The following is a 14799-nucleotide window of genomic DNA, read 5'->3' on the forward strand; positions in this document are numbered from 1 at the left end:
GCTTCCTTCAGATTACACCTCACGATGGACACCCTTGCCTTCGGCTAATGGTTGGCACTACAAACCCCCATTCAGGACTTTCACCCTATAGCTATTTACCATGCACGGCACACCAAAAAAAAAACCACCCGGTTTCCCGGATGGCTTTTACTATATTCTTTTGCTTTTTATTAAGCGTTCAAAGTATAGCGATCGAAAGCTGTTACTGTTAAGTCAGCATCAGCTTGCTTCAAGTAATCTTTTACAGCCACTTTTCCGTCTTTAACGAAAGCCTGGTTTAAAAGTGTTACATCTTTATACCACTTGTTCAACGAACCTTGAGCAATTTTTTCAAGCATTGCTTCCGGTTTACCTTCTTTGCGGTATTTTTCTTTAGCGAACTCTAATTCCTTATCAATTTCAGCTTGTGGAATAGAAGCTTCGTCAACTGAAACAGGAGCCATAGCAGCTACCTGCATTGCGATATCTTTTCCTACCTGAGTATCAACAGCTTTGTTGAAAGCAACCAGCGTTGACAATTTGTTTCCAGGGTGGATGTAAGGAACTACAGCCTCGTCGGCTAAACATTTATAGTACGAAAGGTCAAGTTTCTCACCTGTTACACCAGTTTGTTCAGTAACTTGTGCTTCGATGGTTGAACCGTCAATCTCAAGGGCTTTCAACGCTTCCAAACTTTCAGGCTTGGCTTCCAATGCTTTTGCAAGAATTTTCTCAGCAAATGCTACAAAGCTTTCGTTTTTGGCAACAAAGTCAGTTTCGCAATTCAATACAACGATTGCACCGAATTTACCGTCTTCAGTTGCTTTTGCAAGAGCTACACCTTCAGCGGCGTCTCTGTCTGCACGTTTGTTAGCAATTAATTTACCTTTTTCGCGGATGATTTCCAGTGCTTTATCGAAGTTACCTTCTGCGTCTTTCAGGGCATTTTTGCAATCCATCATCCCTGCACCTGATACTTTACGCAATTTTACTACGTCTGCTGTTGTAAAAGACATAATTAAAATTTCTTTTAAATGGTTTATATAATCCTGAACCTTTACTTACTCTTCAGAAGCTTCTTGTGCTTTTGCTGCCTTCTTTTTAGGAGCTTCAACAGTTTCGTCTTCTTTATCTTTCTCAATTTTGCGCTCGCTCAAACCAGCTTTAATTGCGTCGCACATCTCACCCACAATAATGCGGATTGATTGAGAAGCGTCGTCGTTAGCAGGAATTACAAAGTCGATATCATCAGGATTTGAGTTGGTATCAACGATAGCAAATACAGGAATTCCTAATTTTTTTGCTTCGCGAACAGCAATTTTTTCTTTCAATACGTCAACCACAAATAATGCAGCTGGCAAACGGGTAAGGTCTGAGATTGAACCCAATACTTTATCCAGTTTCGCACGCTGACGAGTAATTTGAAGTTTTTCGCGTTTTGAAAGGTTATCCCAACTTGTGTCCTTCATCATTTTATCGATGGAGATCATTTTTTTAACCGCTTTACGGATAGTTGGGAAGTTGGTAAGCATACCTCCTGGCCAACGCTCAGTTACGTAAGGCATTCCTACCTCTTTAACTTGCTCGGAAACCAGTTCTTTGGCTTGCTTTTTAGTGGCAACGAATAACACTTTACGACCCGATTTTGCAATTTGTTTGATGGCAGCAGCAGCTTCATCAATTTTTACAACTGTTTTTTGCAGATCGATAATGTGGATACCGTTTTTCTCCATGAAGATATAAGGCTCCATGTTTGGATTCCACTTTCTTTTCAGGTGACCGAAATGTGCACCTGCTTCCAATAATTCTTGAAAATTTGTTTTTGGCATCTGTTTACTTTTTCTATGCTCTAAAAGCAACCGCTGAGTAGTCCGTCAGCCGACGGAATCACAGCCGTTTTAGATCCATATAATTTGATAAATAATAATCTTAACGTTTTGAGAACTGGAAACGTTTTCTTGCTTTTGGTTGTCCAGGTTTTTTACGCTCCACTTCACGTGGATCACGGGTAACAAAACCTGCAGCTTTCAACTGTGGTCTTGACTCCGGATCGATTTCCATTAACGCGCGGGTAACAGCCAAACGGAAAGCTTCTGCCTGACCTTTTGGACCACCACCATCAAGATTTGCTTTAATATCATATTTCTCTGCAACTTCTAAAAGATTTAGTGGCTGCATAGCAATGTATTGCAATGTTTCTGCTGGAAAGTACTCTTTCAGTTCCCTTTTATTAATGGTAATATTTCCTTTACCTTCGCTTACGTAAATACGAGCAACAGCTGTTTTTCTACGTCCGATTGTGTTTACTACTTCCATTATTTAATCGTATTTAAATCAACAACTTTTGGTTTTTGAGCCTCAAATTTGTGCTCGGCACCAACTACTACATGCAAATTTCGGTATAAAGCGCTACCCAATTTGTTTTTAGGCAGCATACCTTTTACGGCTTTCTCAACCAAACGCTCAGGATATTTAGCTAAAATATCTTGAGGAGACTGAGTACGCTGTCCACCCGGGTAACCTGTGTGACGAACATATACTTTGTCCGACATTTTTTTACCGGTTAATGCTACTTTTTCAGCATTAATAACAATTACGTTATCGCCACAATCTACGTGAGCTGTGAAATTTGGCTTGTATTTACCTCTTAACATTTTGGCAACTACACTTGCCAAACGTCCCAATACCATATTTTCGGCATCAACAACTACCCACTCTTTGTTTGCGGTAGCTTTATTTGCCGAAACAGTTTTATAACTAAGTGTGTCCACTTTTCTAATTTTTTATTGTTTAAAACACTTCTGATTTTACTATTCGCCGCCTATTTTGTCTCAACGGAATTTTTTCGACAAACTGCTTTACTTCAAGAAAATCAACTATTTACACTCCTTATTTCTAAGGATAATAATCGGGACTGCAAAAGTATTCTCTTTTTTTGGATTTCCAAAGAAATAACCGTCAAAATTTCAATTAGTTAAATGATTTTCTGACCAATTCAAAGTCCTTTTCCGAAAATGGTTCAAAATTGCCATTCCGTGCATGATTCGCAACAATTTCTTCGGATGAATTTAATGTTAACACTCCGATGTAAAAAAGAAGCCCGGGCGAAATTAATGTCGCTCACAAAATTATATACATTTGTAATTGACAGAAATTTTGTTGCAGCATGAGCAAAAAACCTAAAAAGTTTAAAAAGCATTTTTTCAACTCCTGGATTACTTCGTTAACCAGTATTACGCTTGTGCTTATTCTGCTGGGCATGCTAAGTTTCATTCTTGTTAACAGCAAAAAGCTCTCGGATTATGTGCGCGAAAAAATCGGGTTCACCCTCGTTTTGGCCGACGACTTACGCGAGACTGAAATCATTCGGTTACAAAAAGTTTTAAGTGCCGGCGATTTTGTAAAATCGGTTAATTACACCGATAAAGAATCGGCTGCCAAAGAATTAACAAAAGAATTGGGCGAAGATTTTCAGGGATTCCTGGGCTATAATCCGCTATTTGCTTCGCTTGACATTAAATTAAATGCCGCCTACACACACACCGACAGTCTTCAGGTATTGGAACAGCGGTTTTTGGAATATCCACAGATAACCCAGGTTTATTACCAAAAAAACCTTGTTACGCTAATTAACGAGAATGTGAGAAAAATAAGCCTGGCCCTGCTGATTTTAAGCGGACTGCTTACTTTTATATTCTTTGGCTTAATTAATAACACCATTCGCCTGTTGATTTATTCTCAGCGTTTTACCATAAACACGATGCAAATGGTTGGTGCCAGCAAAGGTTTTATTCGCAAACCATTTTTAATTAAAAGTTTATTCCTCGGTGCACTTGGCGGAATGCTGGCCAACACCATTCTTATTGGCAGTATTTATTTTTACAAACAGGAACTTTACGGACTGATAAATTTTGCCGACCTGCAAACAATCGCGCTCATTGCAGGAATTGTTTTTTTACTGGGCTTTACCATCTCGTTTTTATCAACGTGGCTGGCGCTGGGCAAATTCCTTCGAATGAGATTTGATGAATTATTTTATTAATTATCTTTACCCCACCAATTACAGAAAATAATGGCAAAAAAAAGTAACGAAGTTAAAGAACGAACAGGCTTTGCATTGGGCAAAGAAAACTATAAACTAATGGCAATTGGTTTTGCCGTAATCGTTCTTGGATTTATATTAATGGCCGGTGGCGGAAGTGACGACCCGAATGTTTTTAGCGAAGATATTTTTAGTTTTCGCCGTATTACACTGGCTCCCATCCTGTTGCTTCTTGGGTTTGGGTTTGAGATATACGCCATTATGAAAAAACCAAAAGACGATTAATTCAATTTTTTATGACCGAACTCCAGGCATTACTACTCGGCATCATCCAGGGACTTACCGAATTTCTTCCCGTTAGCTCCAGCGGACATCTTGAAATTGGACACGCGCTTCTGGGAATTAAAGATGAAAACAATTTACTTTTTGTATTAACCGTTCATGTGGCAACCGTACTGAGTACCATTCTTGTTTTCAGGAAAGATATTGCATTGCTGTGTAAAGATCTTTTTGCATTTCAATGGAACGACTCAACCGAATACATCAGCAAATTGCTGTTTTCGTCAATCCCAATAGTAATTGTCGGCTTTCTGTTTCGCGATAAGCTGGAAGCCCTTTTTACCGGCAATTTATTTTTTGTTGGCTGCATGCTGCTTCTTACTGCCTGCTTACTTACACTTACTCAATTTGTTAAAAAAAGCGATGGAAAGATCACCTTTGGTAAAGCATTACTAATTGGCCTTGCCCAAACCCTGGCCGTTTTACCGGGAATTTCGCGAAGTGGATCGACCATTGCAACAGGTCTTCTGTTAAAAGGTAAAAAAGAAGATGTTGCCCGTTTTTCATTTCTTATGGTTTTAATACCCATTTTAGGAGCCGCCTTTCTCGACATTATTACAGGCGAATTAAAGTCAACCAAAGTAGATTTACTCCCCTTACTGATCGGATTTGTAAGTGCTTTTATTTCAGGATGGCTGGCCTGTTCGTGGATGATAAAAATTGTAAAACGCGGTAAATTAATTTATTTTGCAATTTATTGCGCTCTTATTGGGCTAATTGCTATCTTTGCAGCCTGATTTTTCAAAACAGGCTTAATTTACTGGAAGATAGATTCTTAATGCCCGATTTCAAAAAAAAATACGATTTCCCTGGCGGGGAAATTTTACTATTCGACAAAGAACTGGAATGGACATCGTTTGATGTGGTTAACAAGATAAGGTATAACCTGTGCCAAATGATGGGAATAAAAAAGTTAAAAGTTGGCCATGCCGGAACACTTGATCCGCTGGCAAGCGGACTGGTACTTTTGTGCACAGGCAAAGCCACAAAAAAAATTGAGGAACTGCAACTGGGCGAAAAAGAGTACATTGCCACGTTAAAAATCGGTGCAACAACTCCATCATTCGATCTGGAAACTGAGGAAGACAGCCGGGCCGACTATTCGCATGTTACCCGCGAAAGTTTTGAAAAAATACTGCCGCAGTTTATTGGTGAGATCGACCAGATACCACCGGTTTTTTCGGCCGTAAAAGTAAAAGGAAAGCGCGCATTCGATTATGCCCGAAATGGTGAAGATGTAAAACTTAAAGCAAAAAAAATTGTTATAAGAAGCATTGAAATTGAATCATTTAATCTTCCCGAAGTAAAACTAAAGGTTGTTTGTGGCAAAGGAACTTACATCCGATCGCTGGCACGCGACATTGGCGAGGCATTAAATTGCGGTGCCTACTTAACCGGATTAATACGAACAAGAATTGGCGATTACAAAATAGAAGATGCATTTAAAGTCGATTTTTTTCTGGAAAACTTAAATTTAGGTGAAACCAATTGAAAATATCACCGTATAAAGTGATTCTGAATTAAAAAACCAACTGACTGTATTATCTTTGCAGATCGCTTAAAAATGACTATTAATAAATAAATTACAATATGAAGTTATCAAAATTCAAGTACAATTTAGAACAGGAAAAGATTGCTTTGCACCCTGCCGATAACCGTGACGAATCAAAATTAATGGTGCTAAACAGAGCAACACGAACAATTGAACACAAATTGTTTAAAGACCTGCTTGATTATTTTGATGATAAAGATGTGATGGTTTTTAACGATACCAAAGTGTTTCCCGCACGTTTGTATGGTAACAAGGAAAAAACCGGAGCAGAAATCGAAGTTTTTCTTCTTCGCGAATTAAACCGCGAGCAACGTTTGTGGGACGTACTGGTTGATCCGGCACGTAAAATACGTATTGGAAACAAGCTGTATTTTGGCGACGACGACCTACTGGTTGCCGAGGTAATTGACAATACCACATCGCGAGGCCGCACTTTGCGCTTTTTGTTTGATGGCCCGTACGACGAATTTAAGCAAACACTTTACAGCCTTGGAGAAACACCACTTCCAAAATTTATCAACCGCCCGGTACAACCCGAAGATAAAGATCGTTTCCAGACAATTTTTGCAAAACACGAAGGTGCCGTTGCAGCGCCAACAGCAGGTTTGCACTTTAGCCGCGAATTGCTAAAACGTTTGGAAATTAAAGGTGTTGATTTTTCGTACGTTACTTTGCATGTTGGCTTAGGAAACTTCCGCAGCGTAGATGTTGAAGACCTTACCAAACACAAAATGGACTCGGAGCAGATTTGGATTAAAAACGAAGCCTGCGAGATGGTAAACAAAGCAAAACAGGAAAAACGGAATGTATGTGCCGTGGGAACTACGGTAATGCGTACACTTGAAAGCTCGGTATCAACACAAGGATTTTTGAAACCATTTGAAGGATGGACCAATAAATTTATTTTCCCTCCTTACGAGTTTAGCGTAGCAAACAGCATGATTACCAACTTCCACCTTCCTTACTCAACATTGCTGATGATGGTTGCCGCATTTGGCGGATACGATTTTGTGATGGAAGCTTATGATATTGCTACTAAAAACGATTACCGTTTTGGCACTTATGGCGATGCCATGCTGATTATTTGATCGATAACTTTACACAACAATAAAAAAAACCACGGAATTTATTTCGTGGTTTTTTTATTGCATTTCTGAAGCCATTTTGGCGATTCTTCAATTATTCCAATTCGTAGCACAGCAGGTTACCGTCTTCATCGCCTACTACCAGACTCAGCGGTCCTCCATTTTGTAATTGCCCGATTGCAAATTCACTGTTACCGTTCAACGGAAATCCGTCGTACTGTTTTCCCTTTGCATCAAACAAATAAATCTCGTTTTCATTCGTATCGGTTAAACCTATCATTTTTTGAGTGGCTGTAAAAGCATAAAGATTTACCGCTAACAAATTATTGTCAAACTCTTCTTCAAACAGTTTATCCCCATCTTCGTTGAAAACATACAAGCCATCCTTGTCAATAAATACGAACTCTGGCTTTCCATCGCCGTTAATATCATCCACTTTAAACCGATGATCGGATGAAAATTTTCCGGTTTTCTTTTGTGCAAATTTACCATCGAAGAACAGGTAAAAAACATCTCCATCGCGGCTGGTAGTAACCATTTTAGGCACACCTTGCGTGTTTAAAGCCATTTCATTTGCCGATGGTGCAAATTTTGCCGATGAATTAACCCGCATTACTCCCCTGCGGTTTTGGATATAAACCTGGTTTTCGTCGCTAAAAACAATATAATCTTTATTGCTCACCCTGAAAAACGCTATCGGGCTGGTTACCGTTCCGCTGGTTTTATCAAACGACCAACCGCTGATAATTTTCCCTTCGTGACTGTATGCATAAACCCTTTTATCCTGGCAAGCCACAAAATAACGGTATTGGTTATTGTTGTTGTAATCGAACACATTTACACCATTGGTAGCCGGCGATTTTAAAATAATGGGGAAATTGGCGACACTGGTTCCGTTTCTGTCGATCAGGTATATTTTTTCGTTGGTATTAAAGAGATACTGCAATTTGCCGTTGTTGTAATAATCCACCTGGTGAATTTGCCCCATAATCTTTCCGCTTATGGGGGCGCTCCAAATAATTTTACCATCGGCATCAACCAAATGCAGCTGATTATTTACGTCCTGAACAACTATTTCCTTCTTCGCTTTATTGGTATGATTGATTACCAGTTGCGGTTTTAACGCCACTTCGGCTCCCAACCGGCACTGCCATTTTGCACGCACATCGTTTTTCGCCTTTTGCTGATAGCCCAAATTCAGCGCGTTAAAATAAATGTTGTTTTCGCACACCACCTGCCAGCTTATGGCATTAAACTTTCTAAAAACAGCTTCATTCTTCTCCAGCCCCTTGTTTATTTCGGAACTAAACAAATCGTGGCGAAGCGCATAAAGCTTGTTTATGTTGCCATACACATTCAGGTTCGCTTTGCTCTCGGCCGCTCTGCTAATCGTTTCATAATCGGAATCTGTTCGTAATGTTTCTCCCGAATCCATATCGTCGAGGTATTTTTCCAATTCTTCTTTTGAACTGGCAAAAATTAGTTGATCATCACGAAAGGCAGCAAAGCGCGCACGTACAAAATCGAAAGCTCCACCCAGCCAGATGCCTGGCAACGAAGGATAAGGGAATTGGTAAATTCGGTAGTTTTGTTGGTCTGACGAGCGAAATGTGCTCACCAAACTTTCGAGTTCACTATCTTTTCGTTTGGCATAATTCGTCAGCATCCCTTCAAAAACCTCCTGGCTTTCTTTTCCCGACTGGCCATTTAAAATCAACAGCGAGCCCATTTCTGCTTCAGTAGGAACAGTAGTTATGGCTGCCAACACCTTGTCTTTTACCAGGCTTCTAAATTTCTCACGACTGTCGGTACGGAAATTCTGCTCCATCATTTTTATCTTCTCTTCCCGGTTGTAATAAGCCTCGGAATGCACAAAATAGTTTTCCAGGTTCTTAAAAAACAAGTCTCTGTTTGAAAAAGAAAATCCAATATAAAACGATGTTGATTTTGGTAACAAACGATCGGCATTACAACTCACTGCTTCCTGCCCCTGCAAAACCGAGAGGAAATGATTCAGCGAATCGTCGGCTGCGGTAATTCCGTTTAGCGTTAAGCGGTTGTCGTGAAAACTTAAATCGAGCTCACTCCAGCTGGCATAATCTTTTATTTTTAAAACATCGCGTTTGAGATTGATACGGTCGGTTTCGCCAAATTCATTTTCCTGTTGTTTTGTTGTTGAATTCAAAAGATCCGCCCAAAGCTCAGGAAAACGCCTGTGGTTAATGTACCCGGCTAGCTCCGATTGATTGGCAACCGTACGGTTTACCAAATTAAAGTATTGGTTGTCGGTAATTCCCGGCACATCCAGTTGCCTGATACATTTTTCTACCAGAATAACTTCGGGGCTTATAATTACCAGATTTCCGGCAACGCTATAACTCAGTTCATTGTTTCCATCCGAATCAAAAACATCAATTATAGCATAACCGTTATAGTTACGTTTTTGGAACGAGGTTCGCGAAATTCCGGTGAGTTTCTCAATTAAAAGTTCCAGTCCCTCGCGTTCTTTTGCACTTTTTAAATTACCTATGATAACCGGATGCAATACGTTCTTCCCAACAAAATCGAGTGCCAGTACAACCGGTCGTTTTCCGAGCTGCTTCTGAATTTCGGGTTCACTTTCAATTACGCTCTGAATGCCCGAAATCTCGTTTAATAAGTTATTGAACCCGGGAATCCCGGCTAATTCGATTACTACCGGATTATCTGCAGGAATAGCCTTGAGCCCGTCGGCCTCAAGAAACAGCGGCACCGACAAAGGCACAGCTTTATATAACGGCGACTCTTTGGTGAAAGCCACTTCGTCTTTTGCGAAGTACAGAAATCCGGCCACTGCCCCGGCCAAAATAAGGAGTATGATTATGAGGTACCGCTTCATTTTTTAATCTTTTTGTCAAAAGTAATAATTAGGAAACGCTTGGTACTACCTTTTTCGTTTATGAAATTAAACATTGATTGTTAATAATTTAAGGGTAACAAAAAAGGCCGGAAAAACCCGGCCTTCTTATCTTGCTATATAATGTATCTTACAGTGTCTTGGCTACTTCAACTTCATGGTAAGCTTCAATATGGTCGCCAACCTTAATGTCGTTAAATTTCTCGATATTCAAACCGCACTCGTAGCCGTTTTTCACTTCTTTCACGTCTTCTTTAAAACGTTTCAGCGATCCGAGTATTCCGTCGTAAATTACAATTCCATCGCGGATTACACGGGCTTTCGAGTTGCGTGCAATTTTTCCGTCGCGAACAATACAACCTGCAACAGTTCCCACTTTCGTAATTTTAAATACTTCCAGTACCTCAACGGTTCCGGTAACTTCTTCCTTAATTTCAGGAGAAAGCATACCTTCCATTGCCGCTTTAATCTCGTTAATAGCATCGTAAATAATCGAGTACAAACGAATATCGATTTGTTCTCTTTCGGCCATTTTACGTGCATTTAACGACGGACGAACCTGGAAACCAACTACAATCGCTTCTGATGCGGCAGCCAGCGAGATATCAGATTCAGAGATCTGACCAACTGCTTTGTGAATAATGTTGATCTGAATTTCTTCGGTTGATAACTTGATCAATGAATCAGACAGTGCTTCGATAGATCCATCCACGTCACCTTTAACAATCAGGTTCAACTCCTGGAAGTTACCAATTGCAATACGACGACCAATCTCATCAAGTGTAATGTGTTTCTGCGTACGCAAACCTTGCTCGCGTGCCAGTTGCTCGCGTTTGTTGGTAATGCTTCGTGCTTCGCGCTCATTCTCCATAACATTGAACTTGTCGCCCGCTTGTGGTGCTCCGTTCAATCCAAGAATAATTGCTGGCTGTGCAGGTCCAACATCTTTAATGTTTTGGTTACGCTCGTTGAACATTGCTTTTACGTGGCCGTAATACTGACCGGCAATAATAATATCGCCAACGTGCAGTGTTCCGCTTTCAACCAATAATGTTGATACGTAACCTCTACCACGGTCGAGCTCCGATTCAATAATGGTTCCCTGTGCCTTTTTGTTGGCATTTGCTTTCAGCTCGAGCATTTCGGCTTCAAGCAATACTTTTTCAAGAAGATCATCGATACCAATTCCGTTTTTGGCCGAAATATCGTGCGACTGGTATTTACCGCCCCACTCTTCAACCAGGTAATTCATATTGGCCAGTTCTTCTTTTATCTTTTCAGGATTTGCTCCCGGTTTATCGATCTTGTTAATGGCAAAAACAATTGGAACTCCCGCTGCCGATGCGTGGTTGATCGCCTCAATAGTCTGTGGCATCACGTTATCGTCGGCCGCTACAATAATAATTGCAATATCGGTTACCTGAGCACCCCGTGCACGCATTGCGGTAAACGCCTCGTGACCCGGAGTATCAAGGAAAGTAATCATTCTGCCATCTTCCAGGCTTACGTGGTATGCACCAATGTGCTGGGTAATACCACCGGCCTCTCCGGCAATTACGTTTGTACTACGAATATGGTCGAGCAGCGATGTTTTACCGTGGTCAACGTGTCCCATAACAGTTACAATTGGCGGACGAGGCATCAAATCTTCCGGTTTATCTTCCTCTTCCTCAATCGCTTCTGCAATTTCAACGCTAACGAACTCTACCTTGTACCCAAATTCTTCGGCCACTACGGCGAGTGTTTCAGCATCGAGACGCTGGTTGATGGAAACAAACAGCCCCAATGACATACATGACGAAATAATTTCGTTTACGCCAACATTCATCATGGTAGCCAGTTCGGCAACAGTAACAAACTCAGTTACTTTAAGAATGTTCTGGTCCAGCATTTGCTGTTCCATATCTGCCTGCATTCTTTCGCTGGCAGCGGCGCGCTTGTCGCGACGGTGTTTTGCTCCTTTTTTTGTTTTGCCTTTTGTTGTTAAACGGGCAAGTGTATCTTTAATTTGCTTTTGTACGTCCTCTTCGTTAACCTCTTTTTTAAGTGGTCGTTTTTTCTTTCCTGGCACTTGTTTGTTTGCCTGGAATTTTCCTCTCGGACGATCGCCGGGTTTCTGCTGTTGTCTGTCAACACTAACCTTTCCGGTGTCTTTAGAAATACGTTTTCTGCGCTTTTTTCTATCCCCCTGATTTCCGGCTTCCTGTTTCTTTTCAGGAAGATCGATTTTACCAAGGATGGTTGGGCCATTGAGCTTGTTAACTTTTGCTTTTATAAAGCCTGAATTCTCATCCTTGTCTTTATCTTGCCCCTGCCCCTGACGTTCGGCAATTCGCTGTTTCTTGCGCTCCTGGCGCTCTTTCTCGCGCTCTTCTTTTGTTTTTTTGGCAGGGCGTGTTTTCTGATTCATATTGCTCAGATCGATCTTGCCCACTACCTTTATTTTGTCATCCGACTTTGGTGCAGTTGTTTCAATAAGGTCTTCCACTTTTTCTTTTGGTGTACTTTCGGCTTTTGGTGCAGCTTCCTCTTTTTCTGCTTTCGGCGCCGGTTCTTCTTTCTTTTCGGCTGCAGGCGCCTCTTTTACTTCTTCTTTTACAGGAACCTGTTTTTCAGGTTTCTTTTCTTCGGCTTTAACTTCAACCGGCTTTTCTTCAGCAGGTTTCTCTTCAACAGCTTTCTCTTCAACAGGTTTTTCCACCTTCTTTTTCGGTTTGTTTAACTTGTCGAGATCAATCTTGTCGAGCACCTTAACATTCAGCTCCGGCTTTTTAACAACTTCTTCTGCCGGTTTTTCTTCAACCTTTTTCTCTGCAGCAGGCTTTTCAGTTTTTGGTTCTTCTTTCTCCTGACTTTCAGCCTCGGGCTCCATAGAAATTACTTCTTTCTTTGGACGCTGACTCTTCAGGTTCATTTTTTCCGACTCTTTCTTGATGGTAATATCTACTTTGTATTCCTTTTCAAGAAGTTGCACGGCGTCTTCTGCAACTTTAGTATTAGGGTTTGAATCGATTTCGTACCCTTTTTTATGCAAGAACTCAACAATGGTATGAATACCTACGTTGAACTGCCTTGCAAGTTTACTAAGTCTTGTTGTTTTGCCTGCTACCATATAATTCTTTATTTACTTTTCTAATTTGTATGAATAAAAACCAATCTGCGTTGATGGCTATTATTCAAATTCTGAACTAAGGATTTTCAGAACCTCATCGATTGTTTCGTCTTCCAGGTCGGTTCTTTTAATCAATTCAGCACGCGGAATATTTAATACGTTCTTTGCGGTATCGCAACCGATTCCTTTTAATGCATCAATTACCCAGCTTTCAATTTCATCTGCAAACTCATCCAGGTTCACATCTTCGTCGTCTTCTTCCATCTCACGATAAACATCGATCTCGTACCCGGTTAACTGGCTGGCCAAACGAATATTTAAACCGCCTTTACCAATTGCCAGCGAAACCTCTTCCGGCTTCAGATATACTTCCGCTTTTTTATCGTCTTCCAGAATTTTTATCGAATTAATTTTCGCCGGATTCAGCGATCGTTTAATAAACAACTGAAGGTTCGACGAATAATTGATAACATCGATATTTTCGTTACGCAACTCGCGAACGATACCGTGGATTCTCGATCCTTTCATTCCCACACATGCTCCAACAGGGTCGATTCGTTCGTCGTACGATTCAACCGCAACTTTAGCACGCTCGCCCGGTACACGAACAATTTTCTTGATGGTGATTAAGCCGTCGAAGATTTCCGGAATTTCCAACTCGAACAAACGCTCGAGGAAAGCCGGTGCTGTACGCGACAAAATAATTAGCGGGTTGTTATTTCGCAATTCTACTTTATATACAATGGCGCGAACGTTATCGCCTTTACGGAAATAATCGGATGGAATTTGTTCTGATTTTGGAAGGATCAATTCGTTTCCTTCATCGTCAAGAATCAGAATTTCCTTTTTCCACACCTGATAAACTTCACCGGTAACAATATCGCCAATTTTGTTTTTATATTTTCCGTAGATATGGTCTTTCTCCAGCTCCAGAATTTTACTGGCCAGGTTCTGACGCAAATTCAAAATGGCACGGCGCCCAAAATCGGCTAATTTAACCTCGTCGGTAACTTCTTCGCCTACTTCGTAATCGTCGTCAATTTTCAGCGCATCGCTCAAAGTTATTTGCAGGTTCGGATCTTCGATCTCGTCGTCTGCAACAACTTCGCGGTTTCGCCAAATCTCAAAGTCGCCCTTATCAATATTGATAATCACATCGAAGTTCTCATCAGTTCCATACTGACGGATAAGCACGCTACGAAAAACGTCTTCCAGCACGCTCATCATTGTAACCCTGTCAATGTTTTTCAGCTCCTTAAATTCGGCAAAAGTATCTATCAGGTTAATATTTTCCATCTTTCATCGCTTTATTTAAATGAAATAACCGCTTTCGCACTTTTTATTTCGTCGTATTTTAAAATATGTTTTTTTACTACCATTTGCTTTTTCTTGTGCCCCTCCACTTTTTCACGTTTCGAGGTTTCAAGTACTATGCCATCATCACTGTTTTCCAAAAGCAGCCCTTTCAATTTTTCATTGTCGGCTGTTAAAACTTCAATTTCTTTGCCGGTATATTTTTCGTATTGTTGCTTTACTTTAAAACTCTCGGTTAGGCCCGGAGACGAAACCTGCAACGAAAAATCCTCTTCATCCCTGTCGAGATTGTGCTCTACATTACGACTAACAGCAATACATTGTTCGATAGTAATGCCGTTAAATCCGTCAACGTACACATTAATGTCGTTGGCCGAACTTATCGTCACATCAACAATAAACATCTCATCATCAAGACGTTCATTCACCAAATCTATTACTTTTTGTTTTGCTATCATTTCGTTGTATGTAACAAAATAG

At 40.6% G+C, this 14799-nt stretch carries 13 protein-coding genes; 5 read left to right on the top strand and 8 right to left on the bottom strand.

What is annotated here, in order from left to right:
• Positions 1–170: 170 nt before the first annotated feature.
• From tsf to rplM, 4 genes are all read right to left on the bottom strand, one after another.
• Entirely contained in the window at positions 171–995 is an 825-nt protein-coding gene (tsf, locus tag BMW53_RS17005) for a translation elongation factor Ts (protein ID WP_038556341.1), read from the bottom strand.
• Positions 996–1040: 45 nt separating this feature from the next.
• Entirely contained in the window at positions 1041–1808 is a 768-nt protein-coding gene (gene rpsB / locus BMW53_RS17010) for a 30S ribosomal protein S2 (RefSeq protein WP_038556343.1), read from the bottom strand.
• A gap of 100 nt (positions 1809–1908) precedes the next feature.
• The gene (rpsI, locus tag BMW53_RS17015) at positions 1909–2295 is read right to left on the bottom strand and encodes a 30S ribosomal protein S9 (protein ID WP_038556345.1); all 387 of its coding nucleotides are present in this window, start codon (positions 2293–2295) and stop codon (positions 1909–1911) included.
• Positions 2295–2750, bottom strand: coding sequence for a 50S ribosomal protein L13 (gene rplM / locus BMW53_RS17020; RefSeq protein ID WP_038556347.1), 456 nt, complete (start codon positions 2748–2750; stop codon positions 2295–2297). The genes rpsI and rplM overlap by 1 nt, the downstream gene beginning before the upstream one ends.
• A 395-nt stretch (positions 2751–3145) precedes the next feature.
• On the opposite strand from rplM, the gene BMW53_RS17025 reads away from it, so the two are divergent.
• The 5 genes from BMW53_RS17025 (at position 3146) to queA (ending at position 7000) form a co-directional block, all read left to right on the top strand.
• Positions 3146–4021 carry a cell division protein FtsX gene (locus BMW53_RS17025; protein ID WP_038556349.1) on the top strand — a complete coding sequence of 292 codons (876 nt, stop codon included), beginning with the start codon at positions 3146–3148 and terminating at the stop codon, positions 4019–4021.
• Between the two features lie 30 nt (positions 4022–4051).
• Positions 4052–4306 (top strand): DUF3098 domain-containing protein, encoded by a 255-nt coding sequence (locus BMW53_RS17030; protein WP_038556351.1) that lies wholly within the window; start codon positions 4052–4054, stop codon positions 4304–4306.
• 11 nt (positions 4307–4317) lie between these two features.
• Positions 4318–5097, top strand: coding sequence for an undecaprenyl-diphosphate phosphatase (locus BMW53_RS17035; RefSeq protein WP_038556353.1), 780 nt, complete (start codon positions 4318–4320; stop codon positions 5095–5097).
• A gap of 41 nt (positions 5098–5138) precedes the next feature.
• Positions 5139–5852, top strand: a complete 714-nt coding sequence (truB, locus tag BMW53_RS17040) for a tRNA pseudouridine(55) synthase TruB (RefSeq protein WP_038556355.1) — start codon at positions 5139–5141, stop codon at positions 5850–5852.
• 98 nt (positions 5853–5950) lie between these two features.
• Complete coding sequence (gene queA, locus BMW53_RS17045; RefSeq protein WP_038556357.1) at positions 5951–7000, top strand: tRNA preQ1(34) S-adenosylmethionine ribosyltransferase-isomerase QueA; 1050 nt, start codon at positions 5951–5953, stop codon at positions 6998–7000.
• A 91-nt stretch (positions 7001–7091) separates the two neighbouring features.
• Here queA and BMW53_RS17050 read toward each other — a convergent pair whose 3' ends face one another.
• From BMW53_RS17050 to rimP, 4 genes are all read right to left on the bottom strand, one after another.
• Entirely contained in the window at positions 7092–9875 is a 2784-nt protein-coding gene (locus BMW53_RS17050; RefSeq protein WP_074781043.1) for a PQQ-binding-like beta-propeller repeat protein, read from the bottom strand.
• Between the two features lie 148 nt (positions 9876–10023).
• Entirely contained in the window at positions 10024–13005 is a 2982-nt protein-coding gene (gene infB, locus BMW53_RS17055; protein ID WP_038556363.1) for a translation initiation factor IF-2, read from the bottom strand.
• Positions 13006–13065: 60 nt separating this feature from the next.
• Positions 13066–14301 carry a transcription termination factor NusA gene (gene nusA, locus BMW53_RS17060; RefSeq protein ID WP_038556365.1) on the bottom strand — a complete coding sequence of 412 codons (1236 nt, stop codon included), beginning with the start codon at positions 14299–14301 and terminating at the stop codon, positions 13066–13068.
• An 11-nt stretch (positions 14302–14312) separates the two neighbouring features.
• Positions 14313–14777, bottom strand: a complete 465-nt coding sequence (gene rimP / locus BMW53_RS17065; RefSeq protein ID WP_175463517.1) for a ribosome assembly cofactor RimP — start codon at positions 14775–14777, stop codon at positions 14313–14315.
• Positions 14778–14799: the final 22 nt, after the last annotated feature.

The sequence above is a fragment of the Draconibacterium orientale genome, from assembly GCF_900111425.1.
GTDB classification, from domain to species: Bacteria; Bacteroidota; Bacteroidia; order Bacteroidales; family Prolixibacteraceae; genus Draconibacterium; species Draconibacterium orientale.

Bases quoted from the DNA above. Each gene is read 5' to 3' on its own strand.
- tsf (WP_038556341.1), bottom strand. From the start codon at position 995: ATGTCTTTTACAACAGCAGACGTAGTAAAATTGCGTAAAGTATCAGGT.
- rpsB (WP_038556343.1), bottom strand. From the start codon at position 1,808: ATGCCAAAAACAAATTTTCAAGAATTATTGGAAGCAGGTGCACATTTC.
- rpsI (WP_038556345.1), bottom strand. From the start codon at position 2,295: ATGGAAGTAGTAAACACAATCGGACGTAGAAAAACAGCTGTTGCTCGT.
- BMW53_RS17025 (WP_038556349.1), top strand. From the start codon at position 3,146: ATGAGCAAAAAACCTAAAAAGTTTAAAAAGCATTTTTTCAACTCCTGG.
- BMW53_RS17030 (WP_038556351.1), top strand. From the start codon at position 4,052: ATGGCAAAAAAAAGTAACGAAGTTAAAGAACGAACAGGCTTTGCATTG.
- BMW53_RS17035 (WP_038556353.1), top strand. From the start codon at position 4,318: ATGACCGAACTCCAGGCATTACTACTCGGCATCATCCAGGGACTTACC.
- truB (WP_038556355.1), top strand. From the start codon at position 5,139: ATGCCCGATTTCAAAAAAAAATACGATTTCCCTGGCGGGGAAATTTTA.
- queA (WP_038556357.1), top strand. From the start codon at position 5,951: ATGAAGTTATCAAAATTCAAGTACAATTTAGAACAGGAAAAGATTGCT.
- BMW53_RS17050 (WP_074781043.1), bottom strand. From the start codon at position 9,875: ATGAAGCGGTACCTCATAATCATACTCCTTATTTTGGCCGGGGCAGTG.
- infB (WP_038556363.1), bottom strand. From the start codon at position 13,005: ATGGTAGCAGGCAAAACAACAAGACTTAGTAAACTTGCAAGGCAGTTC.
- nusA (WP_038556365.1), bottom strand. From the start codon at position 14,301: ATGGAAAATATTAACCTGATAGATACTTTTGCCGAATTTAAGGAGCTG.
- rimP (WP_175463517.1), bottom strand. From the start codon at position 14,777: ATGATAGCAAAACAAAAAGTAATAGATTTGGTGAATGAACGTCTTGAT.